The 26,062-nt window shown below is 71.9% G+C and carries 21 protein-coding genes; 14 read left to right on the top strand and 7 right to left on the bottom strand.

The window, feature by feature from the left end; translation table 11 throughout:
* The first annotated feature begins 109 nt into the window (after positions 1 to 109).
* Entirely contained in the window at positions 110 to 451 is a 342-nt protein-coding gene (locus tag CP980_RS20345; protein WP_099891836.1) for a hypothetical protein, read from the top strand.
* 94 nt (positions 452 to 545) lie between these two features.
* On the opposite strand, the gene CP980_RS20350 is transcribed toward CP980_RS20345, so the two are convergent.
* Positions 546 to 2,075, bottom strand: a complete 1,530-nt coding sequence (locus tag CP980_RS20350) for a peptide MFS transporter (protein WP_132757344.1) — start codon at positions 2,073 to 2,075, stop codon at positions 546 to 548.
* 474 nt (positions 2,076 to 2,549) lie between these two features.
* Here CP980_RS20350 and CP980_RS20355 point away from each other — a divergent pair, with 474 nt between their 5' ends.
* Together CP980_RS20355 and CP980_RS20360 are read left to right on the top strand one after the other, a co-directional pair.
* Complete coding sequence (locus CP980_RS20355) at positions 2,550 to 3,227, top strand: response regulator transcription factor (protein WP_099891841.1); 678 nt, start codon at positions 2,550 to 2,552, stop codon at positions 3,225 to 3,227.
* A 16-nt stretch (positions 3,228 to 3,243) separates the two neighbouring features.
* Complete coding sequence (locus tag CP980_RS20360; protein WP_099891843.1) at positions 3,244 to 4,509, top strand: ATP-binding protein; 1,266 nt, start codon at positions 3,244 to 3,246, stop codon at positions 4,507 to 4,509.
* A gap of 46 nt (positions 4,510 to 4,555) precedes the next feature.
* On the opposite strand, the gene CP980_RS20365 is transcribed toward CP980_RS20360, so the two are convergent.
* On the bottom strand, positions 4,556 to 5,101 hold the full coding sequence (locus CP980_RS20365; RefSeq protein ID WP_150528770.1) for a GtrA family protein: 546 nt from the start codon (positions 5,099 to 5,101) through the stop codon (positions 4,556 to 4,558).
* 234 nt (positions 5,102 to 5,335) lie between these two features.
* Between CP980_RS20365 and CP980_RS20370 the strand changes: the two genes are divergently transcribed.
* The 4 genes from CP980_RS20370 (at position 5,336) to CP980_RS20385 (ending at position 9,445) form a co-directional block, all read left to right on the top strand.
* Positions 5,336 to 6,475 (top strand): 5-(carboxyamino)imidazole ribonucleotide synthase, encoded by a 1,140-nt coding sequence (locus CP980_RS20370; protein WP_132757341.1) that lies wholly within the window; start codon positions 5,336 to 5,338, stop codon positions 6,473 to 6,475.
* Positions 6,472 to 7,008, top strand: a complete 537-nt coding sequence (purE, locus tag CP980_RS20375; protein ID WP_132757339.1) for a 5-(carboxyamino)imidazole ribonucleotide mutase — start codon at positions 6,472 to 6,474, stop codon at positions 7,006 to 7,008. Before CP980_RS20370 ends, purE begins: the two co-directional genes overlap by 4 nt.
* Entirely contained in the window at positions 7,005 to 8,183 is a 1,179-nt protein-coding gene (locus CP980_RS20380; protein ID WP_132757337.1) for a dipeptidase, read from the top strand. Before purE ends, CP980_RS20380 begins: the two co-directional genes overlap by 4 nt.
* Positions 8,184 to 8,284: 101 nt before the next feature.
* Positions 8,285 to 9,445 (top strand): dipeptidase, encoded by a 1,161-nt coding sequence (locus CP980_RS20385; protein WP_229907248.1) that lies wholly within the window; start codon positions 8,285 to 8,287, stop codon positions 9,443 to 9,445.
* Between the two features lie 94 nt (positions 9,446 to 9,539).
* On the opposite strand, the gene CP980_RS20390 is transcribed toward CP980_RS20385, so the two are convergent.
* Positions 9,540 to 10,883 (bottom strand): UDP-glucose dehydrogenase family protein, encoded by a 1,344-nt coding sequence (locus CP980_RS20390; RefSeq protein WP_150528771.1) that lies wholly within the window; start codon positions 10,881 to 10,883, stop codon positions 9,540 to 9,542.
* Positions 10,884 to 11,077: 194 nt separating this feature from the next.
* Between CP980_RS20390 and CP980_RS20395 the strand changes: the two genes are divergently transcribed.
* The 4 genes from CP980_RS20395 (at position 11,078) to CP980_RS20410 (ending at position 17,437) form a co-directional block, all read left to right on the top strand.
* Positions 11,078 to 12,235 carry an acyl-CoA dehydrogenase family protein gene (locus tag CP980_RS20395; protein ID WP_053693660.1) on the top strand — a complete coding sequence of 386 codons (1,158 nt, stop codon included), beginning with the start codon at positions 11,078 to 11,080 and terminating at the stop codon, positions 12,233 to 12,235.
* Positions 12,236 to 12,440: 205 nt separating this feature from the next.
* On the top strand, positions 12,441 to 13,658 hold the full coding sequence (locus tag CP980_RS20400) for an LCP family protein (RefSeq protein WP_132757333.1): 1,218 nt from the start codon (positions 12,441 to 12,443) through the stop codon (positions 13,656 to 13,658).
* Between the two features lie 226 nt (positions 13,659 to 13,884).
* On the top strand, positions 13,885 to 15,630 hold the full coding sequence (locus CP980_RS20405; protein WP_132757332.1) for an LCP family protein: 1,746 nt from the start codon (positions 13,885 to 13,887) through the stop codon (positions 15,628 to 15,630).
* 139 nt (positions 15,631 to 15,769) lie between these two features.
* Positions 15,770 to 17,437: an LCP family protein gene (locus CP980_RS20410; protein ID WP_229907249.1), complete on the top strand. Its 1,668-nt coding sequence runs from the start codon at positions 15,770 to 15,772 to the stop codon at positions 17,435 to 17,437.
* A gap of 86 nt (positions 17,438 to 17,523) precedes the next feature.
* Here CP980_RS20410 and CP980_RS20415 read toward each other — a convergent pair whose 3' ends face one another.
* Entirely contained in the window at positions 17,524 to 18,567 is a 1,044-nt protein-coding gene (locus tag CP980_RS20415; protein WP_132757330.1) for a glycosyltransferase family 2 protein, read from the bottom strand.
* Between the two features lie 203 nt (positions 18,568 to 18,770).
* Between CP980_RS20415 and CP980_RS20420 the strand changes: the two genes are divergently transcribed.
* Complete coding sequence (locus CP980_RS20420) at positions 18,771 to 20,273, top strand: LCP family protein (RefSeq protein WP_167535861.1); 1,503 nt, start codon at positions 18,771 to 18,773, stop codon at positions 20,271 to 20,273.
* Positions 20,274 to 20,305: 32 nt separating this feature from the next.
* On the opposite strand, the gene CP980_RS20425 is transcribed toward CP980_RS20420, so the two are convergent.
* A complete protein-coding gene (locus CP980_RS20425; protein ID WP_132757326.1) occupies positions 20,306 to 20,857 on the bottom strand; it encodes an acyl-CoA thioesterase in 552 nt (183 codons plus the stop codon).
* A gap of 106 nt (positions 20,858 to 20,963) precedes the next feature.
* Between CP980_RS20425 and CP980_RS20430 the strand changes: the two genes are divergently transcribed.
* On the top strand, positions 20,964 to 22,319 hold the full coding sequence (locus CP980_RS20430; protein ID WP_150528773.1) for an LCP family protein: 1,356 nt from the start codon (positions 20,964 to 20,966) through the stop codon (positions 22,317 to 22,319).
* A gap of 88 nt (positions 22,320 to 22,407) precedes the next feature.
* On the opposite strand, the gene manB is transcribed toward CP980_RS20430, so the two are convergent.
* On the bottom strand, positions 22,408 to 23,490 hold the full coding sequence (gene manB / locus CP980_RS20435) for a mannose-1-phosphate guanylyltransferase (protein WP_099895587.1): 1,083 nt from the start codon (positions 23,488 to 23,490) through the stop codon (positions 22,408 to 22,410).
* A 121-nt stretch (positions 23,491 to 23,611) separates the two neighbouring features.
* Positions 23,612 to 24,364, bottom strand: coding sequence for a TIGR03089 family protein (locus tag CP980_RS20440; RefSeq protein WP_150528774.1), 753 nt, complete (start codon positions 24,362 to 24,364; stop codon positions 23,612 to 23,614).
* A gap of 139 nt (positions 24,365 to 24,503) precedes the next feature.
* Here CP980_RS20440 and CP980_RS20445 point away from each other — a divergent pair, with 139 nt between their 5' ends.
* Positions 24,504 to 25,943: a peptidoglycan recognition protein family protein gene (locus tag CP980_RS20445; protein ID WP_150528775.1), complete on the top strand. Its 1,440-nt coding sequence runs from the start codon at positions 24,504 to 24,506 to the stop codon at positions 25,941 to 25,943.
* Positions 25,944 to 26,062 lie beyond the last annotated feature (119 nt).

Raw genomic sequence — 26,062 nt, forward strand, 5'->3', positions numbered from 1 at the left:
CTCCCCCCGCCGCGCGCCCCTCCCCCCAGGAAGGGCGCGCGGCCCTTTTCGTGCCAGGCTCCGGGAGTCGATCGATACGTCCGGTCCACAGGGACAGCGGGGAAGAAACATGACATTCAAGTACGCCGCGGTCGGGCTCGTCGCCCTCTGCGTGCTGGGGGCTCTCGGTACGCCTTCCGCGTCGGCCGCGCACCACAGCGGGAAGTGCAGGACCACGGCCGACATGGACGGCTTCGGGCGGCCGAACGCCACCTCCCGCTGCACGGGCGGCTTCCCTTCCGGCGCCAGGCACCGCGCGGTCATCACCTGCGACACCGTGCAGGGGGTCCGCGAGCACGTGGTGCGCCGCACCTACCGCAGTGCGTGGGCGAAGACGGGATCGCCCGCCAAGGTCGGCTGCGGATTCAAATCGTTCCTGGTCGGATTCGCGTCGGAGACGCGCGGCAACTGACGTCCGCCGGGGCACTCACCCCTTCGGGGGAAACAAAAGGGGCGGCTCGGCACACCTTCCGGTGTGCCGAGCCGCCCCGCGCGCGGGTGGTGCGTCAGCGCACGTCGCCCATGAGCGTCTTGACCTTCTTGCGGTACATGAACACCGCGGCCGCGGCCAGGACGGCCAGGGTGGCCTCGATGGCCACCGCGGAGGTGCCGTTGAGGTCGATGCCGAAGACGGCCGGGTCGGACAGCAGGCTGGTGATGGAGTCGCCCGCGGTGACCGCGAGGAACCACACGCCCATCATCTGCGAGGCGTACTTGGCCGGTGCCATCTTCGTGGTGACCGACAGGCCGACCGGGGAGAGGCAGAGCTCGCCGACGGTCTGGATCAGGTAGATGCCGACGAGCCACATCGGGCTCACCGCCTGGCCGTTCGCGGCCAGACCGATCGGGACCAGGAAGAAGAAGAACGACACGCCGACGAAGAACAGGCCCGCGGCGAACTTGCCGACCGTGGACGGCTCGCTGCCCTTGCGGTTCAGCCACACCCAGATCCAGGCGAAGACCGGGGCCAGGGCCATGATGAAGACCGGGTTCAGGGACTGGTACCAGGACGAGGGGAACTCGAAGCCGAGCAGCGCCCCGGAGGCCTTGGTCTCACCGAAGGACTGGACGGTCGAGGCACCCTGGTCGTAGATCATCCAGAAGACGGCCGCGGCGACGAAGAACCAGATGTAGCCGGTCATCTTCGACTGCTCGTCGCGGTTGAGGTCCTTGTCCCGCTTGATGCGGATCAGCACGCCGGCCGGAACGATCAGACCGATCAGGGTCAGCGGGATGGTCGCCCACGCCTTGGTGAACATGCCGGACATGCCCACGGCGGTGTAGAACACCGCGACGGCGGCGAGCACGGCGACGATCTTGCGGATCCAGGAGGTGCGCTCCTCGGCCGACAGCGGCTTCGGGACGACCGAGCTGACCGGGTTCAGGTTTTTGGTGCCCAGCAGGAAGGCGACGAGGCCGATGCCCATGCCGACCGCGGCGAGCGCGAAGCCGAGGTGCCAGTTGACCTTCTGGCCGACGGTGCCGATGATCAGCGGCGCGAAGAAGGCACCGGCGTTGATGCCCATGTAGAAGATGGTGAAGCCGCCGTCACGACGCGGGTCGTTCGCGTCCTTGTACAGCTGGCCGACCATCGTGGAGATGTTGGCCTTGAGCAGACCCGAGCCGAGGGCCACGAGGGCCAGGCCGACGAAGAACGTCGCGCCGCCCGGCAGGGCGAGGATGATGTGACCGGACATGATCGTCACGGCCGCGATCGTCACCGTCTTGCGGGGGCCCCAGACGCGGTCGCCGAGCCATCCGCCGGGCAGCGCGAGCAGGTAGACCATGGAGACGTAGATGGAGAACACGGTGATCGCCGTGCCCTCGTCCATCCCGATGCCGCCGGCCAGGCTGCCCTTCTTGGCATCCGGGCCACCGGAGAGCAGGTAGACGAGGAGGAGGGCCTTCATGCCGTAGAAGCTGAACCGCTCCCACATCTCGGTCATGAAGAGAGTGGCCAGGCCACGGGGGTGTCCGAAGAAGGTCTTCTCGTCGGCAGGAGTCGCCGCCGGATCCTTCGTCAGGCTGGAAGCCATGGTCGATCCTTGCTTGCTCGGGACGCTTCGCTTCGTGAGCGGAACAGCGCCCGGTGGGGGGTGGCCGGCACCGGCGACGGGTGTCCCACCCCACGCCCAGGGGTCTGCCCCCGTCCTTGAGGAGGGGGGCAGGGAACATCCGTAACCGGGATCCACGCCCCGTCGCGCACCTTCGCGCGAGGGGCCCGGCCCACAGGTCATTCACTGTCATCTGGGCCGGTTGAAACCGACCAGAGCAGAATTTGAGGTCCTCGGCTCGCTTTTCGGCACAAAGGTCCCCTGGGTAGTGCATCAGGCGTCTCGCCACCATACGACAGGACACTGCGGCATATGGAAGGACTTGAGATATGGATCACAGGATTCCGGGGAACCGTTTGATCGTATTCGAAGGCCGTTAGTAGTTCATGAGCCCAGATCGGAAGGGGTCCCCGGGCACGCCCCTGCGCACACCCGCCGCGGACTACCATCACCCACATGACGCGTGTACTGCTCGCCGAGGACGACGCTTCCATCTCGGAGCCCCTGGCCCGCGCCCTGCGCCGGGAGGGGTACGAGGTCGAGGTCCGCGAGGACGGCCCCACGGCCCTGGACGCGGGACTTCAGGGCGGCGTCGACCTCGTCGTCCTGGATCTGGGCCTGCCGGGCATGGACGGCCTCGAAGTCGCCCGCCGGCTGCGCGCCGAGGGCCACGGCTTCCCCATCCTCGTACTCACCGCCCGCGCGGACGAGGTCGACACGGTCGTCGGCCTGGACGCCGGCGCCGACGACTACGTGACCAAGCCCTTCCGCCTCGCCGAACTGCTGGCCCGGGTCCGGGCCCTGCTGCGGCGCGGGGCCAACGAGGCCACCCAGGCCCCCGCGACCCACGGCGTGCGGATCGACGTCGAGTCGCACCGCGCGTGGATGGGCGAGGAGGAGCTCCAGCTCACGGCCAAGGAGTTCGACCTGCTGCGGGTCCTGGTCCGCGACGCCGGCCGGGTCGTCACCCGCGACCAGCTGATGCGCGAGGTCTGGGACACCACCTGGTGGTCCTCCACCAAGACCCTGGACATGCACATCTCCTGGCTGCGCAAGAAGCTCGGCGACGACGCCGCCAACCCGCGCTACATCGCCACGGTCCGCGGGGTCGGCTTCCGCTTCGAGAAGAGCTGAGCGGCCTCCCGGGACCATGCGCCGCCGCCTGATCAACTCCACGCTCGCCGTGGTGCTCGTCGTCATCGCCGTGTTCGGGGTCTCCCTGGTGATCGTGGAGACCCGGACGATCACCAGCAGCGCCCAGGACCGCATCGAGTCCGAGGCGCTGCGGCTGGTCGGCATGGTCGAGTCGAGCGTCCTGGAGCGCAAGCCCATCGACGCCCACGCCCTCGCCGAACAGCTCGACATGGGCGGGTACGCCCGCATCACCGTCCCCGGGCAGCCGCCCGTGGAGGTCGGCGACAAGATCCCCGACAGCGTCATCCGCGGCACCGCCAAGGGCGAGCAGGGCGAGACCGTCGTCGTCGAGGAGTCCCGCTCCACGGTGACCCGGGAGGTCGGGCGGACCCTGGCCGTGGTCGGAGCGGTGGCGCTGCTCGCCGTCGTGGCGGCCGTACTGCTCGCCGTACGGCAGGCCAACCGGCTGGCCTCGCCGCTCACGGACCTGGCCGAGACGGCCGAGCGGCTGGGGTCGGGCGACCCGCGGCCGCGGCACAAGCGGTACGGGGTCCCCGAGCTGGACCGGGTCGCGGACGTACTGGACTCCAGCGCGGAGCGGATCGCGCGGATGCTGACCGCCGAGCGGCGGCTGGCCGCGGACGCCTCCCACCAGCTGCGCACCCCGCTCACGGCCCTGTCGATGCGGCTGGAGGAGATCACGGTCACCGACGACCTGGAGACCGTACGGGAAGAGGCGACGATCGCCCTGACCCAGGTGGAGCGGCTCACGGACGTGGTCGAGCGGCTGCTGACGAACTCGCGGGACCCGCGGACGGGCTCGGCGGTCCCCTTCGACCTGGACGAGGTCGTCAAACAGCAGGTGGAGGAGTGGCGGCCCGCCTACCGCAGCGCCGGGCGGGCCATCGTGCGCTCCGGGAAGACGGGCATGCGGGCCGTCGGCACCCCGGGCGCGGTCTCGCAGGTGCTGGCGACGCTCGTGGAGAACGCGCTGATGCACGGCGGCGGCACCGTCGCGCTGCGTACCCGGGTGATCGGTAACCAGGCGGTGCTGGAGGTCACGGACGAGGGGCCGGGGGTCCCGCCGGACCTGGGCAACCGGATCTTCGAGCGGGCGATCAGCGGGCGCAATTCCACCGGGATCGGCCTGGCGGTGGCCCGGGACCTCGCGGAGGCCGACGGGGGGCGCCTGGAGCTGCTGCAGACGCAGCCGCCCGTGTTCGCGCTGTTCCTGAGCCGGACGGCCCCGGAGCGGCCGGCGCCGGAGCAGACGGTGCGCTGAGCGGGCCGGCGCGCGAGTCACGCGCAGGTGGCGCGCGGGCGATGCGCTACTTGGCGGCGTGCTCGGGGGCCCGGGTGGTGCCGGTCGTGCCGGCGGCGTCGCCGCGCGGCGAGGAGACCACGGCCGCGACCTCGACGGGCTCCGGCCGCGGCTCCGGCAGGGCCTTGAAGACCCAGGTCCGGTACGACCAGAAGCGGAAGACGGTGGCGGTGCCGATGCCGATGAACTTGAACACGTTCGTGGCGAGCGGGCCGTCCCAGCCGAACCCGTAGGTGGCGGTGTACAGCACGCCGTTCTCGATCACCAGGCCGATCACGCTGAAGGCCACGAACAGCGGCAGCTCGCGGGAGCCGCCGGCGCGGGCGCGGTCACGGTAGGTGAAGTACCGGAAGCCCAGGTAGTTCGTGATGATGGCCACGACGGTGGCTATGACGCTGGCCCGGACCACCTGGAGGTCGGTGGTGTGGCGGATCAGGTTGAAGACTCCGAGGTTGACGAGCACACCGACGCCGCCGACGGCCCCGAACTTCGCGACCTCGCGGGCGAGGCCCCGTACGCGTTCGAGCGCGGAACCCTGCTGCGGCGTGCTCATGTGATGGATCAGTCCTGTCGTCACCGCCCCGCTCGGGGGCGTCCGTGGAGGCGTCTGCCGCCTTCGGTCAACCCGCCCATGCTAAGTGTCGCCCCGCAGGCCCGTCTGTGCCTTCGCACACCGTGCGACGCACGGCACACGGCACGGCACACGGGGCGCGAATGCTACGCGCGTCGACCAGAACGGGCCAGGGTCACGTCCGGATGGCGGAATACCGGCGGATACCCTGGAGAGGTGACGTTCCCGGTAGTCGGCATGGTCGGCGGCGGTCAGCTCGCCCGCATGACCCACGAGGCGGGCATCCCCCTCGGCATCAGATTCAAGCTCCTCAGTGACACCCCGCAGGACTCGGCGGCCCAGGTCGTGAGCGATGTCGTCATCGGCGACTATCGCGACCTGGAGACGTTGCGCGCCTTCGCGCGCGGCTGCGACGTGATCACCTTCGACCACGAGCACGTGCCCATCGAGCACCTGCGGGCCCTGGAAGCGGACGGCATCGCCGTCCGCCCGGGGCCCGACGCGTTGATGCACGCCGCCGACAAGGGGGTGATGCGCGCGAAGCTCGACGAGATCGGCGCCCCGAGCCCCCGCCACCGGATCGTCAGCGATCCGGCGGACGCGGCGGCCTTCGCGGCCGAGGTGGGCGGCTTCCCGGTCATCCTCAAGACCGTGCGCGGCGGCTACGACGGCAAGGGCGTGTGGTTCGTCCGCACTCCCGAGGACGCCGAGGCCCCGTTCAAGGCGGGCGTGCCGGTCCTCGCGGAGGAGAAGGTCGACTTCGCCCGCGAGCTCGCGGCCAACATCGTCCGCTCCCCGCACGGCCAGGCGGTGGCCTATCCGGTGGTCGAGTCCATCCAGGTCGACGGCGTGTGCGACACGGTGATCGCCCCCGCCCCGAACCTCTCCGAGGCCCTCGCGGGCGAGGCCCAGGCCCTCGCCCTGCGCATCGCCAAGGAGCTGGGCGTGACCGGCCACCTGGCCGTGGAGCTGTTCGAGACCACGGACGGCCGGATCCTCGTCAACGAGCTGGCGATGCGCCCCCACAACAGCGGTCACTGGACCCAGGACGGCGCGATCACCTCCCAGTTCGCCAACCACGTACGGGCGGTCCTGGACCTCCCCCTGGGCGACCCGCGCCCGCGGGCCCGCTGGACGGTCATGGCGAACGTGCTCGGCGGGGACTACCCCGACATGTACGCGGCGTACCTGCACTGCATGGCCCACGACCCGCAGCTCAAGATCCACATGTACGGCAAGGACGTGAAGCACGGCCGCAAGGTCGGTCACGTCAACACCTACGGCGACGACCTGGACGATGTGCTGGAACGCGCACGCCACGCAGCCGGCTACCTCAGGGGAACGATCACCGCATGAGCACCTCCACCGCAGGTCCCGTCATCGGCATCGTCATGGGCTCGGACTCCGACTGGCCCGTCATGGAGGCCGCCGCCCAGGCCCTCGACGAGTTCGAGATCCCCTACGAGGTCGACGTGGTCTCGGCGCACCGGATGCCGCGCGAGATGGTCGCGTACGGGGAGCGGGCCGCCGGGCGCGGCCTCAAGGCGATCATCGCGGGGGCCGGCGGCGCCGCCCACCTCCCCGGCATGCTCGCCTCCGTCACCCCGCTGCCGGTCATCGGCGTACCGGTGCCCCTGAAGTACCTCGACGGCATGGACTCCCTGCTGTCGATCGTCCAGATGCCCGCCGGGGTTCCCGTCGCCACCGTCTCCGTCGCGGGAGCGCGCAACGCCGGGCTGCTGGCCGTACGGATGCTGGCCGCCCACGACCCGGAGCTGCTCGCCCGCATGAAGGAGTTCCAGCAGGAGCTGAACGACCAGGCCACCGAGAAGGGCAAGCGGCTGCGGACGAAGGTCGCGGGCGCCGACTCCTTCGGATTCGGCAAGTGAGCGCCGCGCAGCGCCTGGGCGAGGCGCGGGAGCTGCTCGCCGAGCACCCGGTCGTCGACGGTCACAACGACCTGCCGTGGGCGCTGCGCCAGCAGGTGCGCTACGACCTGGCGCAGCGCGACCTCGCCGACGACCAGCGCGACCACCTGCACACCGACATCCCGCGGCTGCGGGCCGGCGGCGTCGGCGCGCAGTTCTGGTCGGTGTACGTACGCTCCGACTACGCGGGCGACACGGCGGTCAGCGCCACCCTGGAGCAGATCGACGCCGTCGCCCAGCTGATCGACCGTTACCCGGCCGACCTGGTACGGGCGCTGACGGCCGACGACATGGAGGCGGCCCGGGCCGAGGGCCGGATCGCCTCGCTGATGGGCGCCGAGGGCGGCCACTCCATCAACAACTCGCTCGCCACGCTGCGCGCCCTGCACCGCCTGGGCGTGCGGTACATGACGCTCACGCACAACGACACCATCGACTGGGCGGACTCGGCGACCGACGAGCCGCGCCACGGCGGTCTGAGCGACTTCGGCCGCGAGGTCGTCCGCGAGATGAACCGCATCGGCATGCTCGTCGACCTCTCGCACGTCGCCGCGACCACGATGCGCGACGCGCTCGACGTCTCCGCCGCACCGGTGATCTTCTCGCACTCCTCCTCGCTGGCGGTCTGCGAGCACCCGCGCAACGTCCCGGACGACGTACTGGAGCGGCTGGCCGCCAACGGCGGCGTCGCGATGGCCACGTTCGTACCGAAGTTCATCCTCCCGGCAGCCGTCGAGTGGACCCTGGCCGCGGACGAGAACCTGCGCGCGCACGGCTTCCACCACCTCGACACCACCCCCGAGGCGATGGCCCTGCACCGGGCCTTCGAGGCCGGGCGCCCGCGCCCGGTGGCCACGGCCGCCACGGTCGCCGACCACCTGGACCACATGCGCGAGGTGGCCGGCGTCGACCACATCGGCATCGGCGGCGACTACGACGGCACGGCCTTCACCCCCACCGGGCTGGACGACGTGGCGGGCTACCCGAACCTGATCGCGGAGCTGCTCGCGCGCGGCTGGTCGCGGGCCGACCTGGCCAAGCTGACCTGGTCCAACGCCGTACGGGCGCTGCGCGACGCGGAGGCGGTGGCGCGCGAGCTCTCGGCGTCCCGAGGCCCCTCCAACGCGGTGCTCTAGCGGCGGGGGCCCCACCGGCCGGGTCCGGCGTTCGGGTGTGACCCGCGGGCGACACCCGAACGCCACATCCGCCGGGCGGCCCGGCCGCCCCGCGTGTCACCGTGGCAGCATCTCTCTCCCTGCTGCCGCCGAGACCGGAGCCGAACGCCATGGCCGACCTGCAGGATGAACCGCACACCGACTACGCGGCGCCCACCGCGTACACCGCGTACACCGCCGACCCGGTCCCCGCGGGACCCGGCACCGCCGGTGCCGAGGACACGTCCGCCCCGGCGGCGGGCAGCGCCCTGGAGCGGGCCGTCGCGCTGCTGTCCGTACATCCCGTCACGGACGGGCACAACACCCTCGTCTGGACGCTGCGCCAGAGCCCGTACCACGACATCGACACCCCCGACAGCGGTGTCGACACCGACATCCCGCGGCTGCGCGCCGGCGGGGTCGGCGCCCAGTTCTGGTCGCTGCTGCTGCCGCAGGAGGCCGCGGCCCCCGACCAGGTGCTGTCCGACACCCTCGACCAGATCGACGTCGCGCTGGCCCTGATGCGCCGCTACCCCGACGGCCTGTGCCTCGCGCTGACCGCCGACGACATGGCCGACGCCCGCAACCGGGGCCGTATCGCCTCGTTCCTGGGCCCCGTCACCGGCCGTACGCTGACCGATTCGCTGGGCGCGCTGCGCGCCTTCCACGCGCTGGGCGTACGGATCCTCGCGCCCGCGGGAGCGCCCTGGGCCCGGGACGAACTGACCCCCTTCGGCCACGAGGTGGTCAAGGAGATGAACCGCCTGTCGATGCTGGTGGACCTGACCGGCTGCACGCCGGAGGTGGCCTGTCAGCTCGCGGGGGCCTCCAAGGCCCCGGTGATCGTCTCGCACACCGCCGCGGCGGCGCTGAAGCCGCATCCGGGGAACGTCACGGACGAGGTGCTGCTGGCCCTGCGGGCCGCGCAGGGGCTGGCGATGGTCACGTTCGACGCGGCGCAGACCGGCGACTCCCTCCACGCGGTCGCCGACCACGTGGAACACGTACGGGCCGTGGCGGGCCCGGACTGCGTCGGTCTCGGAGCCACCTTCGGCACCGAGCCGGGCGTCCCCCGGCCGGCGGGCCTGACCGACCCCTCGGGCTATCCGCGGCTCGTCGCGGAACTGCTGGAGCGGGGCTGGTCGGAAACCGACCTGGCCCTGCTGACCTGGGGCAACGCCCAGCGTGTGCTGCGCGACGCCGAGTTCACGGCCCGCGCCGCCCAGCACCGCAGACCGGCATGAGCTCAGGCCCGGCCCGGAGCCCCGCTCGGAGCCCGGCCCGGAGCCCGGCCCGGAGCCCGGCTCGGAGCCCGGAGCCCCGCCCGGCATCCGGCGCTCAGGCGCGCGGGCGGCCCATCGCGCGGTAGGTCCAGCCGGCCGCGCGCCAGCGGTCGGTGTCCAGGGCGTTGCGGCCGTCGAGGATCAGCCGGTCGGTGACGACCGCGCCCAGCGCCACCGGGTCGAGGTCGCGGAACTCGCGCCACTCGGTGAGGTGCAGGACGACCTCCGCGCCGCGGGCCGCCTCCAGCGCCGAGTCCGCGTACCCGAGCGTCGGGAAGACGCGGCGGGCGTTGTCCATGCCCTTCGGGTCGTAGACGGTGACCTGGCCGCCCTGGAGGTGGATCTGCCCGGCCACGTTCAGCGCGGGGGAGTCGCGGACGTCGTCGGAGTCCGGCTTGAAGGTGGCGCCGAGCACCGCGACCCGCTTGCCGAGGAAGGACCCGCCCACGGCCTCGCGGGCCAGCTCGACCATGTGGCCGCGGCGGCGCATGTTGATCGAGTCGACCTCGCGCAGGAAGGTCAGCGCCTGGTCCGCGCCGAGCTCGCCGGCGCGCGCCATGAAGGCCCGGATGTCCTTGGGCAGGCAGCCGCCGCCGAAACCGATGCCGGCGCGCAGGAACTTCTTGCCGATGCGGTCGTCGTGGCCGATGGCCTCGGCCAGCTTGACCACGTCGCCGCCGGCCGCCTCGCAGACCTCCGCCATCGCGTTGATGAACGAGATCTTGGTGGCGAGGAAGGAGTTGGCGGCGGTCTTGACGAGCTCGGCGGTCGGGAAGTCGGTCACCACCAGCGGGCTGCCCTCCGCCATCGGCGTGCCGTACACCTCGCGCAGTACCTTCTCGCCGCGCTCGCCGTGGACGCCGATCACGATCCGGTCGGGGTGCAGGGTGTCCTGCACGGCGAAGCCCTCGCGCAGGAACTCCGGGTTCCACGCCAGCTCGACCTCGTCGCCCGCGGGGGCCAGCTCGGCCAGCTTCGCGGCGAGCCGCTCCGCCGAGCCCACCGGCACGGTGGACTTGCCGACGACCAGGACCGGGCGGGTCAGGTGCGGGGCGAGGGACTCGATCGCGGAGTCGACGTAACTCATGTCGCAGGCGTACTCGCCGTGCTTCTGCGGGGTGTTGACGCAGACGAAGTGGACGTCACCGAAGGCGCCGACCTCCTCCCAGGACTGCGTGAAGCGCAGCCGCCCGGTGGAGCCCGGCAGGCCCTCGACGTGCGCGGCGAGGAGCTCCTCCAGCCCGGGCTCGTACATCGGCACCCGGCCCGCGGACAGCATCTCGATCTTCTCCGACACCACGTCCAGCCCGAGCACCTCGAAGCCCAGCTCCGCCATCGCCGCGGCGTGGGTGGCGCCGAGGTAGCCGGTGCCGATCACAGTGATCCTGAGGGGGGCCATGGGTGCTCCAGAGGTGCGGGGCCGTTTGCGGCCACTGAGCATAGTCGGGCCGCTCAGGGGGGACGTTCCCCAGGAGACCCGGCTGTCACGCAGCTCACGTACTCCGTACATATCGCTGCCGGGACGCCGGACACTAAGATTTGGGTTACTTAACGGTAGTTAGCATCACGCATCACACTTGGGGAGTGAGAGTCTTGGCGGGTTCTGCCGACTTCGACCTGTACCGCCCGGCCGAGGAGCACGACATGCTCCGCGAGTCCGTCCGCTCGCTCGCCGAGGCGAAGATCCTGCCGTTCGCCGCCGCGGTCGACGAGGAGGCCCGCTTCCCGCAGGAGGCGCACGACGCGCTCGTCGCCAACGACCTGCACGCCGTCCACGTCCCGGAGACCTACGGCGGCGCGGGCGCGGACGCGCTGGCCACCGTGATCGTGATCGAGGAAGTGGCCCGCGTCTGCGCGTCGTCCTCCCTGATCCCGGCCGTGAACAAGCTCGGTTCGCTCCCGGTGATCCTCTCCGGCTCCGAGGACCTGAAGAAGAAGTACCTCGGCCCGCTGGCCAAGGGCGACGGCATGTTCTCGTACTGCCTCTCCGAGCCCGACGCGGGCTCGGACGCGGCCGGCATGAAGACCCGCGCGGTGCGCGACGGTGACTTCTGGGTGCTCAACGGCGTCAAGCGCTGGATCACCAACGCGGGCGTCTCCGAGTACTACACGGTCATGGCCGTGACGGACCCGGAGAAGCGCTCGAAGGGCATCTCGGCCTTCGTCGTGGAGAAGTCCGACGAGGGCGTCTCCTTCGGCGCCCCGGAGAAGAAGCTCGGCATCAAGGGCTCCCCGACCCGCGAGGTCTACCTCGACAACGTGCGGATCCCGGCCGACCGCATGATCGGCGCCGAGGGCACCGGATTCGCCACCGCGATGAAGACCCTGGACCACACCCGCATCACCATCGCGGCCCAGGCGCTCGGCATCGCCCAGGGCGCCCTGGACTACGCCAAGGGCTACGTCCAGGAGCGCAAGCAGTTCGGCAAGCCGATCGGCGACTTCCAGGGCGTGCAGTTCATGCTCGCCGACATGGCCATGAAGGTCTCGGCCGCCCGCGCCCTGACCTACCAGGCCGCAGCCGCCTCCGAGCGCGGTGACGCCGACCTGACGTACCTCGGCGCGGCGGCCAAGTGCTTCGCCTCCGACATCGCCATGGAGGTCACCACGGACGCCGTCCAGCTCCTCGGCGGCTACGGCTACACCCGCGACTACCCGGTGGAGCGCATGATGCGCGACGCCAAGATCACCCAGATCTACGAGGGCACGAACCAGGTCCAGCGGATCGTCATGGCCCGCAACCTCCCGTAGCGGCCCGCACCGCGACGAACGGCCCCCGGCGTGTGCCGGGGGCCGTTCGCGTGCGGTGGGCGGGCGGCGCGTGCGATCTGTCACCCGGATGGGTCTAGACAGGGGCCCGCCCCCGGGCCGCCGGGGTGGGGGCGGGGCACGATCGGCTGGGGCCGTGGTTTCGGTCGTACGGCCCGCACGCGTGAGGTGAGGGGACGGAACGCCAGTGACGGACAGCGCAGGCATACCGGGCGGCCCCGAAGCCGCCGGAGGCTCCTCGAAGCCTCCGCGCGGCCGTCGGCGCCGTCTGCTGCGCTGGATCGCCCTCGGGCTGGCCCTGCTGGTCCTGTGCGGGGCGGCGGTCGGCTGGTGGATCTACCGCAAGCTCGACGGGAACATCACCGAGGACACCTCGGCCGCCGCCGAGCTGGAGCGCTACGAGCGCGAGCGCCCCACCCACTCCGTGGGCGGCTCGCAGAACATCCTGCTCATCGGCTCGGACTCGCGCTCCGGCAAGGAGAACGCCCGCTACGGCCGGGACCGCGGCACCGAGCGCTCGGACACCGCGATCCTGCTGCACCTGCCCGCGGACCGCAGGAGCGCGACGGCGGTCTCGATACCCCGGGACCTGATGACGCCGATCCCCGCCTGCCTGACGGCCGACGGCAGCCGCACCGCCGAGCGGCTCGCCCAGTTCAACTGGGCCTACGAGTGGGGCGGGGCCGCCTGCACGATCCGTACGGTGGAGAAACTCACCGGAATCCGGATCGACCACCACATGGTGGTCGATTTCGGCGGGTTCAAGAAGATGGTCGACGCGGTCGGCGGGGTGGAGATCTGCCTCAAGCAGCCGATGAAGGACTCCGAGGCGAAGCTCAAGCTCCCGGCCGGCCGGCAGACCCTGCACGGCGAGCAGGCCCTCGGGTTCGTCCGCGCCCGCTACAGCCTCGGCAACGGCAGCGACACCGAACGGATGGAGCGCCAGCAGCAGTTCCTCGGCTCGCTGGTCAAGAAGGTGCAGAGCAACGGGGTGCTGCTGAACCCGGGCCGCCTCTACCCGCTGCTGGACGCCGCCACCTCCTCGGTGACCACCGACCCCGGGCTGGCCTCGCTGCGCGGCCTGTACGAACTGGTACGGGGCGTGCGGGACATACCCGCGGAGCAGGTCAAGTTCCTCACCGTGCCCCGCCGCCCGTACGCCGCCGACCCGAACCGGGACGAGCTGGTGCAGCCGGAGGCGGCGCAACTCTTCGAGCGCCTGCGGACGGACAAGCCGCTCACGGTGACCCCGCCGAGCCCGGCGGCGGCCGAAACCGAACAGGCCCCGCAGAGCTCCCGCGACGGCGAAACGGAGCCCTCCGCGCCCCCCGAGGGAACCGCGACCGCCCCCGTTCCCGTCCCCACCTTCACGGGAACCACGGCGGGCGCGGCCGATTGCCGGTAAAGCAATCCCAAAAGGCGGTGCCCGAACCGAAGGCCTTGGGTGGTTTGGCCCGTTATAAGGGGAGTGGAATTTGTCACCACCATGGTTTGCGGTCAACTGGGGCGGATAAGGTGAGCGATCCGGTGCCCAGGTCAGACCAGAGAGGCCGTGCACCAGCAGCCGGATCGTTGACCGAGCGTCTTGGGGGAGACGCGTCGCGAGGCACCGACGGAGGATTCGAGCAACCGTGGATGCGCAAAGCCGTGGGCGGGCGGAAGAAATCGACCCCGCAGACCAGTGGGTGCTCAACCCCCGCACTGGCAACTACGAACTGCGACTGGACCGTTCCGCTGCGCAGCAGCCGCCCTCTGTCGCCGCCCCCCGCAGACCGTCCTCGGCGCGCACCGGTGCGCCCGGCGCCCCCAAGGCGCCCAAGGCGCCGTCTCCGGCGGTGCCCGGGCCGCGGCGCGGCGACGGTCCGCCCGGGCGGCGCGGCGGCCGGCCGCGCAAGGGCGGCGGCGGAGGGGGCCGGCGCAAGAAGGTCCTGGTCGTCACCGGCGGCACCCTGGCGTTCCTGCTGGTCGCCGGCTCGGTGGGGGCGTACCTCTACTACGACCACCTGAACAGCAACCTCAACGTCACCGACGTCGGCGACGCGGGCACGGGCGGGTTCAAGAAGGACCAGCCCATCAACATCCTGGTCATCGGCACCGACAAGCGCAGCGGCGAGGGCAACGAGGGCTACGGGGACGCGGAGAGCGTCGGCCACGCCGACACCACGATCCTCTTCCACGTCGCCAAGGACCGCAGCAACGCCACCGCGCTGTCCATCCCCCGCGACCTGATCACGAACATCCCGGCCTGCCCGACGAAGCAGCCCGACGGTTCGACCAAGACCATCCCGGGCCAGAAGGGGACGCGGTTCAACGTGAGCCTCGGCCAGGAGGGCCGCGACCCGGGCTGCACCATGCGTACGGTGAAGGAGATCACCGGCGTCACCGTCGACAACTTCATGATGGTCGACTTCAACGCGGTGAAGGTGCTGAGCACGGCGGTCGGCGGCGTCCCGGTGTGCCTCGCGAAGCCGGTGGACGACAAGGACTCCAAGCTGAAGCTGGACGCCGGCGAGCACCGGCTGCAGGGCGAGCAGGCCCTGGCCTTCGTACGGACGCGGCACTCGTTCGGCAACCACGGCGACCTCGACCGGATCAAGACCCAGCAGCAGTTCCTGGGCTCGATGATGCGCGAGATGAAGTCGAAGGAGACGCTGACCAGTCCGAAGAAGTTCTTCTCCCTCGCGGAGGCGGCCACCAAGTCGCTGACCGTCGACTCGGGCATAGGGTCCATCGACAAACTCACCAACCTCGCCGGTGAGTTGAAGGACATCGACCTGAAGAACATCACCTTCACCACGCTCCCGGTGCTCGACAACCCGGCCGAGCCCGAAGGCAAGAAGGCGACCGTCGTCGTCGACCAGCGGGTGGCCGACCCCCTGCTGAAGATGATCCAGGCCGACGTCTCGCTGACGGAGGTCGAGAAGAAGGAGCAGGCGGCGAAGGACGCGGCCGACGCGGAGGCCAAGAGCAAGGCGGACGCCCTGCTCCAGGGCAACCGGGCGCCCGCAGGCGACGTACGGGTGGACGTCTACAACGGCGGCGGCCCCGGCGGCGCGGCCTCGACCACCGTGACCTGGCTGCAGAACAGCAAGGGCGTGAACAAGTCCAGCAACCGCGGCAACGCGCCCGCCAAGCTCGACGCGACGCAGCTGGAGTACGCGCCCAACCAGGCCGACCAGGCCCGGGCGCTGGCCGACCTGATGGGGCTGCCGGCCACGGCGCTGAAGATGGGCTCGGCGGACGCCGCGCCCAAGACCCCGATGAAGCTGACGCTCGGCGGCGACTTCAAGGGGGCGGGGGTCTCGCTGACGGCGCCGCAGAAGGCGCCGGAGGACATCCAGCGGGTCGAGGCGGACAAGGCGATCTGCGCGAAGTAGGCCGACAGGGGAAAGGCCGAACCGGCCGGCCGGGCACGACCGGGCCGGCCGGGCCGGGCACGACCGAGCAAGGCGAGCGGCCGGCCCGTGCCGGTGCGACCGGCACACCACGACACGAATTGAATCTTGAGGGGGACGTGTGAGGCACAGCAGCGTGCGAGGGGAGGGGGCGCCCGCCCAGCCCGGTGAGATATCCGGCGGTGGATCCGGCGCGTCCGGCGCCGTCCCCCCACCGAGAGAGGGGTCCGGCGGCGGCGTCCCCAAGCGGCGCGGCCGGCGGCGGGTGCTGCGCTGGGTGTCCTCCGTCCTGTCGTTCCTCATACTCGCGACGGCGGCGGGCGGCTACCTCTACTACCGCCACCTCAACGGCAGCATCAAGACGGACGTCCTGAACCTCGGCGAGAACAAGCTGGGCGGTTCCAAGCCCAACGCCTTCGGCCAGACCCCGCTGAACATCCTCCTCATCGGCTCCGACGCCCGTGACGACGCGGCCAACCAGGCCCTCGGCGGCGCCAAGGACACCTTCGACGGGCCGCCCCTCGCGGACGTGCAGATGCTGCTGCACCTGTCGGCGGACCGCAGCAACATGTCGGTCGTGTCGATGCCCCGCGACACGATGCTGATGATGCCGAAGTGCACCGAGCCGGGCGGCAAGGTCCACCAGGCCAGCAAGGGCCTCGTGCAGACCAACGAGTCGCTCGGCCGGGGCGGGCCGGGCTGCACGGTCGCCGCCTGGACCGAGCTCACGCGCATCCCGATCGACCACTTCATGATGATCGACTTCAAGGGCGTGGTGACGATGGCGGACGCCATCGGCGGCGTGCCGGTCTGCGTCCAGCAGAACGTGGAGTCGCGCACCCGCGACGGCAAGGGCTCCGGCCTGAAGCTGCCCGCCGGTACGAGCACCATCCAGGGCGAGCAGGCCCTCCAGTGGCTGCGCACCCGGTACGGGTTCGAGGACGGCACCGACCTCGGCCGCACCCACGCCCAGCACATGTACATGAACTCGATGGCCCGCGAGTTCCGCAAGAACGCCAAGCTCAGCAACCCGGTGAAGCTCAACAGCCTGGCGCAGGCGGCGATCAAGGCCATGGTCGTGGACCCGGGCCTGAACAAGATCGACAAGCTGTACGACCTCAGCATGGAGCTCAAGAAGGTCCCCACCGGGCGGATCACCATGACCACCATGCCGTGGGTGTACAGCACCCGCGAGGAGGGCCGCGTCGAGCCCAAGCCGGTCGAGGCCGAGGCCCTGTTCCGGATGGTCCGCGAGGACATCGCCCTCGACGGCAAGGGCTCCGGTACCCCGAACCCGGACGGCACCCCGGCCTCGCCGGCCGCCTCCACCGCCCCCGCCGCGCCCTCCCAGCCCGCGGCCGACCCGGCCGCGCCCCCGGCGAAGATCGCGGTCTCCGTGCGCAACGCCACCGGCGGCAAGGACGGCGCCCAGGTCCGGGTCAAGGGCCGGGCCGACGAGGTCGCCGCGATCCTGGTCGGCAAGGGCTTCACCAAGGCCCAGTCCACCCAGCAGACCGGGGCCGAGGACGCCACCGTGGTCCGCTTCTCCACCCCCGGCCAGGCCGGTGACGCGGCGGCCGTGGCCACCGCGCTGGGCCTGCCGGCCACCGCCGTGGAGAAGTCCGACGAGGTCACCGGGATCGTGCTGTTCGTCGGCAAGGACTGGCGCAGCGGCAACGCGCCGACCCCGCCGCCGCCCGCCCCCACCAAGGCCCCCGACTCCGCCCGTCCGCTCAACGGCGACGACGACAAGGAGTGCATGGCGGTCCAGCCGGGCTTCACCTGGTAGGACCGGTATGCACGAAGGGGCCCGGTGGCGCTGTCGCCACCGGGCCCCTTCACGTGTGTACGTCCGTACGTGTGTACGCGGCCCGCTCAGACCTCGCTGGCCAGGTCCTGGCGCACCGCCGGGCGGCGGCTCGCGATGACCTTGGCCGCGAGCGCGCGCGGGCTGGTCAGGAAGCCGAAGCCCCAGGACATGTGCATGGTGGCCAGGGCCACCGGGATCTGCGCCCGCGCCTTCAGCGAGAGGCCCTTGCCGGCCGGGACCGAGCCCGCGGTGATCGCCGCGAGGTAGCCGGCCGGGACCAGGAAGCCCCACGGGGTGACGGCCGCGCCGACCACGACACCGGCGGCGATCGCGCACAGCGCGGTCGGCGAGGCGAGGTAGCGCAGGTTGATCGAGCCCGAGTGGTAGCGGGCCACGACGTGGCGCCAGCGGCCGTAGTCCTTGTACTGCTTGGCGAGCGCCCGTACGGAGGGCCGCGGGCGGTACTGGACCTTCAGCTCGGGGGAGAACCAGATCAGCCCGCCGGCCTCGCGGATGCGGAAGTTCAGCTCCCAGTCCTGGGCGCGGATGAACTCCTCGTTGTAGCCGCCCGCCAGCTCCAGCGCCTCGCGGCGGAAGACACCCAGGTAGACGGTGTCGGCCGGGCCGGCCTTGCCCCCGGTGTGGAAGGCCGCGTTGCCGACGCCGATCCGGGAGGTCATCGCGGCGGCGACCGCGTCCTCCCAGGCGTTCTCGCCCTCGGCGTGCATGATGCCGCCGACGTTCTGCGCGCCGGTCTCCTCCAGGAGGCGGACCGCGGTGGCGATGTAGTTCGGCGACAACATGCCGTGGCCGTCGACGCGTACCACGATCGGGTGACGCGAGGCCTTGATGGCGGCGTTGAGGGCGGCCGGGGTGCGGCCGGAGGGGTTCGGAACGGTGACGACGCGGACGCGGCTACTGGATGCGGTCTCGCGTACGAGCTCGGCGGCGATCTCGTCGGTGCGGTCCTCGGACGGCCCCAGTGCGATCACCACCTCCATCTCACCGGCGTACTCCTGTCCGAGGATGTGACGGACGGAGTCACGCAGATGGCGCTCCTCGTTGAGCACCGGCATGATCACCGAGACTGCGGGCTGCTGGGCGGGCATGTGGTCCTTCAAGGTCGGGTATCGGTGTCACGTTACCGCGTACGGGGGAAACGGGTGCGCGCCGCATGATCGGTAGGGACAGCGGCTGATCGTATGGGCCTACTGTTCTGACGATCTGCCCGATGTGTCCGGTCCGAAGGGTCCGGCACCCGTGTGTCCGGCTCGTCCCTGTAGGTCCTGCTGCCCCCGCGGAGGTGTCCCCCGTGCCCCAGCCGCACCGCCCCACCCGACCCGCCCGGCCCCCGCAGCCGCAGCGCGCACGGCGCGGAGGTGCCGCGGCCCGGCGCCGGGGGGACGCCCGGCCCCGGTGGGGGGTCCGGCTGGCGGCCGCGCTGGCGGTGACGGTGCTGGGCTCCGGGGCGATCGGGCACGCGGTGATGACCGGCCTGGACACCGGGATCGAGCGGGTGGACCCGTTCAAGGACATGAAGAACCGGCCGCAGGCCGGGCACGGCCTGAACTTCCTGCTGGTCGGCACCGACGGACGGGACAAGATCACCCCCGCGGACAAGCGCGCGTACCGCCTCGGCGGCGCCCCCTGCCACTGCACCGACACCGTCATGCTGGTGCACCTCTCCGCCGACCGGGAGCGGGCCAGCGTGGTCAGCCTGCCCCGCGACAGCTACGCCGAGCTGCCCGCGCACCGCGACGAGTCCAGCGGGAAACAGCACGGGCCGCACCCGGTGAAGCTGAACGCCGCGTACGCGGAGGGCGGACCGCAGCTGACCGTGCGGACCGTCGAGAGCATGACCCGGGTGAAGATCGACCACTACCTGGAGGTCGACTTCGCCAGCTTCATGAAGACGGTCGACGCGATGGGCGGTGTGGAGATCTGCACCGTCAAGGCCCTGCACGACCAGAACACCGGCCTGGACCTGCTGCCGGGCAGCCACCGCCTCAGCGGCGGACAGGCCCTGCAGTACGTGCGCTCGCGCCACGTGGACGGAGCCGCCGACCTCGGCCGGATGCAGCGCCAGCAGAAGTTCGTGGCGGCCCTGATCAAGCAGGCCACCGGCGGCGGGGTGCTGCTGAACCCGGTCAAGTTCAAGGAGGTCAGCTCCACCCTCCTGGGTTCGGTCCGGGCCGACCGGGGCTTCGGATCGGAGCAGATGCTGGCCCTGGGCCAGGCCCTGCGCGATTTCACCCCCTCGTCCTCGGAGTTCGCCTCGGTCCCGATCGGGAACCCCTCGTACCCCGTCAAGGGCATCGGCTCGACGGTGAAATGGGACGAGCCGAAGGCCGCGAAGCTGTTCGAGGCGCTGCGCCTGGACCGGCCGCTGGCCCCCGCCGCACCGGGCAGCCGGCCCGCCGGCCGGCCGCAGCAGCCCGCAGCGGTGCCGGTGGACGTGCCGCCGGGGCAGATCCGGGTACGGGTGGAGAACGGCACCCGGATCGACGGGCTCGGCGGGCGCGTGGACACGGCGCTGCGCGCCACCGGCTTCGACACCACCCGGGCCCCGGGCAACGGGGCGAGCCGTGACGTCAAGCGCACGGTGATCGCGTACGACCCGCGCTGGGACCGCTCCGCCCGTACGGTGTCGGCCGCGCTGCCCGGCAGCGAGCTGCGGGCGGTGGCGGGCCAGGGCCGGACGGTGCTGGTGATCGCCGGGGCGGACTACCGGAAGGTCGTGCCGGTCCGGCCCGAGGACCCGCCCCAGGGCGAGTACGGGGTGGTCACGGGCGACCAGGTGATCTGCGGAAAGTAGCTCCGGCCCCGGGGACCGGAGGCCGGGCGGGCTCAGTCGTCGTCGAAGCCCTGGGCGGCGCGCTCCTCGCGCAGCGCCATGATCGCCCGGCGCCGGGCGAGCCGGTGCGTGCGGCGGATCTGGGCCTCCTGGTTGCGGCGCCGGTCCTGGTCGGTCTCGGGGAGCACCGGCGGGACCGTGCGCGGCTTGCCCTCGGCGTCCACGGCGGTGAAGACCAGGTAGGCGCTGCCGACCTGGGTCGCGGGGGTGGACTCGTTCCACCGCTCGGCCAGGACCCGTACGCCGATCTCCATGGAGGAGCGGCCGGTCCAGTTGACTTGCGCCTTCACGTGGACGAGGTCGCCCACGCGGACGGGGGCGAGGAAGGCCATCTCGTCCATGGACGCGGTGACCGCGGGGCCGCCGGAATGGCGCCCGGCGACGGCGCCGGCCGCGTCGTCGACCAGCTTCATGATCACGCCGCCGTGCACGGTGCCGAGCAGGTTGGTGTCGTTGGCCGTCATGATGTGGCTGAGCGTGGTCCGCGAGGCCGAGATCGGCTTGCCCTGGGGTTCGCCGGCGTTCGCGCCCGGTATCTCTGTCATGCGCCCACCTTAAAGCCGACGCGCAGGCATCAGCTCTGCAACAGCACCGGAACGAAGCTCGGCCCGGACTGTCGGGCACCCCGTCCGGCCAGGCATCCTAGGCGGCATGAGTGAGTGGCCCGAGGGGCGCAACGACAGCGGCGACGACCGGTACGGACGGGGCAGCGCGCAGGCGCAGCCCGAGGGTGCCCGGCGGATGCCGCACGTCCAGCGCCGGCAGCAGCGGCCGGTCCCGCCGCAGCAGCGACCGCAGCGGCCGGCGCAGCCGCCGGCCCGGCCCGGGCAGCCGCCCGCTTACGGGGTACCCCCGCAGCAGGCCCCGGGCCACGACACGTACGGCGGCTACGACAGCGGCTACAACACCGGCCAGGTCTACGGGCGCCCGCAGAGCACCCCGGCGGGTCCGGGCGGTCCGGGCTCGCCCACCGGTCCGGGGGGCCCGCAGGGTCCCGGCGGGCCGGGGCGCAGGCCCGCGGGGCCGGCCCCGGACTGGCGCAAGCGGATCAAGGTCGGCTCCATCGTGCTCGTCACGGCGCTGCTCGCGACCACCATCGGCACCTACTTCTGGGCCGACTCCAAGGTCCGCCGCGAGGTCGACCTCTCCAAGGTCATCGAGCGCCCGAAGGAGGGCGACTGCACGACGTACCTGGTCGTGGGCTCCGACAGCCGCGAGGGCCTGTCCGACGAGGACAAGAAGAAGCTCCACACGGGCTCGGCCGAGGGCAAGCGCACCGACTCGATGATGATCCTGGCGGCCTGCTCCAGCGGCAACACCATGATCTCCCTGCCGCGCGACTCGGACGTGGAGATCCCCTCCTTCGTCGGCTCGGAGTCCGGGAAGAAGTACGCGGGCACGGGCAAGCACACCAAGCTCAACGCGGCGTACGCGGACGACGGCCCGGAGCTGCTCGTGCGCACCGTGGAGCACAACACGGGCCTGCGCATCGACCACTACGCGGAGATCGGTTTCGCCGGGTTCGCGAACATCGTGGACGCGCTCGGCGGTGTCGACATGAACATCGAGAAGGGCTTCAAGGACGAGAAGTCGGGCGCCGACTTCAAGGCCGGCGAGCAGACCCTCAACGGCAGCCAGGCGCTGGCCTTCGTCCGGACCCGGTACGCGTTCGCCGAGTCGGACCTGGCCCGTACGAAGAACCAGCAGAAGTTCCTGTCGACGCTGGCCAACCAGGCGGCGACGCCGGGGACGATCCTCAACCCGTTCAAGCTGTACCCGGTGTTGGGCGCGGGGCTGGACACGCTGATCGTGGACAAGGACATGTCCCTGTGGGACCTGGCCGACATGTTCTTCGCGATGAAGGGCATCAGCGGCGGCGAGGGCGTGTCGATGAACATGCCGATCGCGGGCGAGCGCGGCGGCAACCTGCTGTGGGACAAGGCGAAGGTGCAGCAGCTCGTCAAGCAGATCCAGAACGACGAGAAGGTCACCGTCACCTCCAACTAGCCCCGCGCGGACCGGAGACGGGCCGGCGCCCGCACCGGACGCGACGATGCCGCCGACCCCGAGGGGCCGGCGGCATCGTCGTACGTCGTCACCGGTCGGAGGAGAACCGGACGGCGCCGGAGGGCAGTTCGGCCCCGCACCACACCCGCGCGCCCGCGCGCAGCTCGTTGTCCGGGCCGACGACGGCCCCGTCGCCGAGGACCGCGCCGTCCAGCACCGTCCGCACGCCCACGGTGGCGCCGACGCCGATCAGGCTGGCGCGCACCTGGGTGTCCGCGGCGATGACCGCGCCGTCGAGCACGATCGAGCCCTCGACCACCGCGCCCGCCCCGATCCGGGCGCCCGCGCCCACGACGGTGCCCCCGGACAGCTTCGCGCCGGCGGCCACCTCGGCGCCCGGCAGCACCAGGGACTCGCCGCGCGGGCCCGGGACGGCCGGGGAGGGGACGACTCCGCGTACGAGGTCGGCGGAGGCCTGGACGAAGGACTCGGGCCTGCCGAGGTCCAGCCAGTACGTGTTCTCGGTGACCCCGTGCAGCCGGGCCCCGGAGGCGAGCAGCCCGGGGAAGGTCTCGCGTTCGACGGAGACGGGCCGCCCGGCCGGGATGGAGTCGATGACGCTGCGGCGGAAGACGTAGCAGCCGGCGTTGATCTGGTCGGTGACGATCTCCTCGGGGGTCTGCGGCTTCTCGGTGAAGGCCAGCACCCGCCCCTCGGAGTCGGTGGGGACCAGGCCGAACGCGCGCGGGTCCTCGACCCGCACCAGGTGCAGCGAGACGTCGGCGGCGGCCGCCCGGTGGGAGTCGACCAGCCCGGCGATGTCCAGGCCCGTGAGGATGTCCCCGTTGAAGACGAGCACGGGCTCGTCCGGCCCGCCGGTCAGCCGCCGCGCGGCGTTGCGGATGGCTCCGCCGGTGCCGAGGGGCTCGTCCTCGACGACGTATTCGAGCGAGACGCCGAAGGCGGAGCCGTCACCGAAGTACGGCTCGAAGACCTCGGCGAGGTAGCAGGTGGCCATCACGATGTGCGTGACCCCGGCCGCCGCGGCCCTGGCTATCTGGTGGGCGAGGAACGGAACACCGGCCGCGCGCACCATCGGCTTGGGGGTGTTGACCGTTACGGGGCGCAGGCGCGTCCCCTGGCCCCCGACCAGCAGGATGGCTTCCAAAATTGTTTCTCCCCACCCGGTTCGGGCCCTATGAGGGTCCCAAGTTAGCCCATCCGCGTCAGCACCCGCCCGGCCCCCGAAGGAGACGAGACCCACACCACCCGGCTCCCGCGGGGCGCCCGTCCTACGCGGCGGTGTGGGTGACGCGTTCGGTTTCGACGCGGCTCGTCAGGGCTTGCGGGGAGAGGCGGTCCAGGTTGCGGCACAGGACCACCGAGCCGTCCGCCGCCAGGGCGGCGAACAGGCCCGCCGAGAGGCCGTCCCAGGTGTCGTAGCCGAGGCCCGAGAGCAGGCGCGAGCCCGCCGTGAGGCCGCGCTTCGCCGCGTCCTCGCGGGCGCGGTCGACGAGCTGCGCGTACGAGAGCTCCTCGCCGCCGACCACCAGGCCCGGCCCGTCCGCGTCCACGGGGACGAAGGGGGCGAAGCGGTCGCCCTGGCCCGGTACTTCCACCGCGTAGTCCGCGAACCCGGCGGGCGGCTGCGGGAACCGCCCGCCCAGCGGCCGCAGGGCGAGCGCCACGCGCTCGCCGGAGCAGGCCGCGGCCTCCTCCAGGGTGTCCGGCCCGCTGACGACGAGATCGGCGCCGGCCGGGTCCCCGCCCACTTCGGCGACGACCCCGACGGAGGCGCAGGCGAGCAGCCACACGGCGCTCTGCCAGTGCGCGGGGAGCAGCAGCGCGAGCCGGTCGCCGGGCTCGGCGCCCAGGTCGCCCTGGAGCAGATTGGCGGTCTTGGCCACCCAATTGGCGAAGGTGGCGACGGACAATTCGACGCGCTCGCCCGTGGCGTCGTCGTAGAACGTGACGAGCGGGCGGCCCGGATCGGCGGCGAGCGCGGATCGCAGCAGGTCGGCAGGGGTGCGGTCAGTGGCGTTCACCCGGCCCAGCCTACGCGGGCCCCTCGCCCGTACGGAGGGCGTCGGCTCCTCCGTACGGGCGAGGGACGCGCGGGAGCGATCGGACGGACCGTCAGTTCTCCGATGGCGCTTCGTGCCGACTGTGCTCAGCATCGCTTTCATGCGTGGATTCCTTGCTTCCTCGATCGGTGTCGCGACGGCCGCCGCCCTGGCCCTGCCGCTCGCGCTCTCCACTCCGGCCCTGGCCGCGCCTTCGCAGGGCGCGGCCGCCGCCCCCGTGGCCCCCGCCGGGTCCACCCAGTCGCTGCCGCTCGGCCCCCTGGGGTCCGCGGCCGACCGGTCGCCCGGCGTCCCCGGCATGAGCACCTCGCCGCGGCTGCCCGAGACCCGGGGCCTGGCCCCGCGCGAGGTCGAGAGGTTCTCGCTGGTCGGCGTCGTCTGGGACGACGCGAGCACCGAACTGTTCGGCCGGGTCCAGGTCCGCACCCGCGCGGTGGCGACCGGGACCTGGTCCGACTGGCAGGACATCGAGACCCACAACGGCGAACACGCCCCCGACCTCGGCACCCGGGAGAGCGGCTCCGGCCGCGTCCGCGGCAGCACCGCGCCGCTCTGGGTGGGCGACTCGGACGGGGTCGAGGTCCGCGTCCAGGCCGAGGCCGGCGCCCCGGCCACCCGCGCCGGAGGCGCACGCGCCGGGGCCCGGCTCCCGTCGGGCATGCGTATCGAACTCGTCGATCCGGGCGCTTCGGACCCGGTGACGGTGGTCGACGCCAAGAACGGCGCCACCGGCGCCGCCGACGAACCCGACGGCGACGACAAGGGCGACGTGGTGGCCCTGCCGGGCATGACCATGGAGACGGCGGAGTCCTCGTCCGCCAACGTCCCGCTGGCCGGGCTCGGCGCGAAGGAGATCACCGCGCTCGACAAGGCGGACACCACCGCCGACGCCGTCGCCGCGGACGGCAGCCTCACCGCCGCGGCCCGCCCGTACATCGGCCCGCGGCCGCGGATCGTCACGCGGCTGGGCTGGGGCGCGGACGAATCCCTGCGCGAGTCGGGCTTCGTCTACACGAGCACGGTCAAGGCGGCCTTCGTCCACCACACCGCCTCGGGCAACAACTACGCCTGCAAGGACGCCCCGGCGGTGCTGCGCAGCCTGTACCGCTACCACGTGGTCAGCAGCGGCTGGCGCGACCTCGGCTACAACTTCGCCGTCGACAAGTGCGGCACGGTGTACGAGGGCCGGGCGGGCGGCGTCGCCAAGGCGGTGCTCGGCGCGCACACCATGGGGTTCAACACGGACAGCATGGGCGTCGCGGTGCTCGGCACGTACACGAGCACCAAGCCGCCGGCGGCCGCGGTGAAGGCCGTGGCGCAGCTCACGGCGTGGAAGCTGGGCCTGTTCAACCGGGACCCGCGGGCCACCACCACCCTGAAGTCGGGCGGCGGCAACCGGTTCAAGAAGGGCACCAACGTCAAGCTGAACGTGATCTCGGGCCACCGCGACGGCTTCGCCACGGAATGCCCGGGCAAGCTCCTCTACGCGCAGCTCCCGCCCACCCGCACCACGTCCGCCAAGCTCCAGGGCCGGCCGTAGGCCGTGTCGTCAAAGTCCCGTCCGGTCGGGCGGGCGGCCGACGCCACTTTGACGACACTCCTCAGGGGGTCCGGCGGATCATGGCCGGGCGCGGGGAGGAGCGGCTCGGCCGGGCTACG

Origin of the sequence: Streptomyces vinaceus, assembly GCF_008704935.1 — a bacterium.
Classification (GTDB): Bacteria; Actinomycetota; Actinomycetes; order Streptomycetales; family Streptomycetaceae; genus Streptomyces; species Streptomyces vinaceus.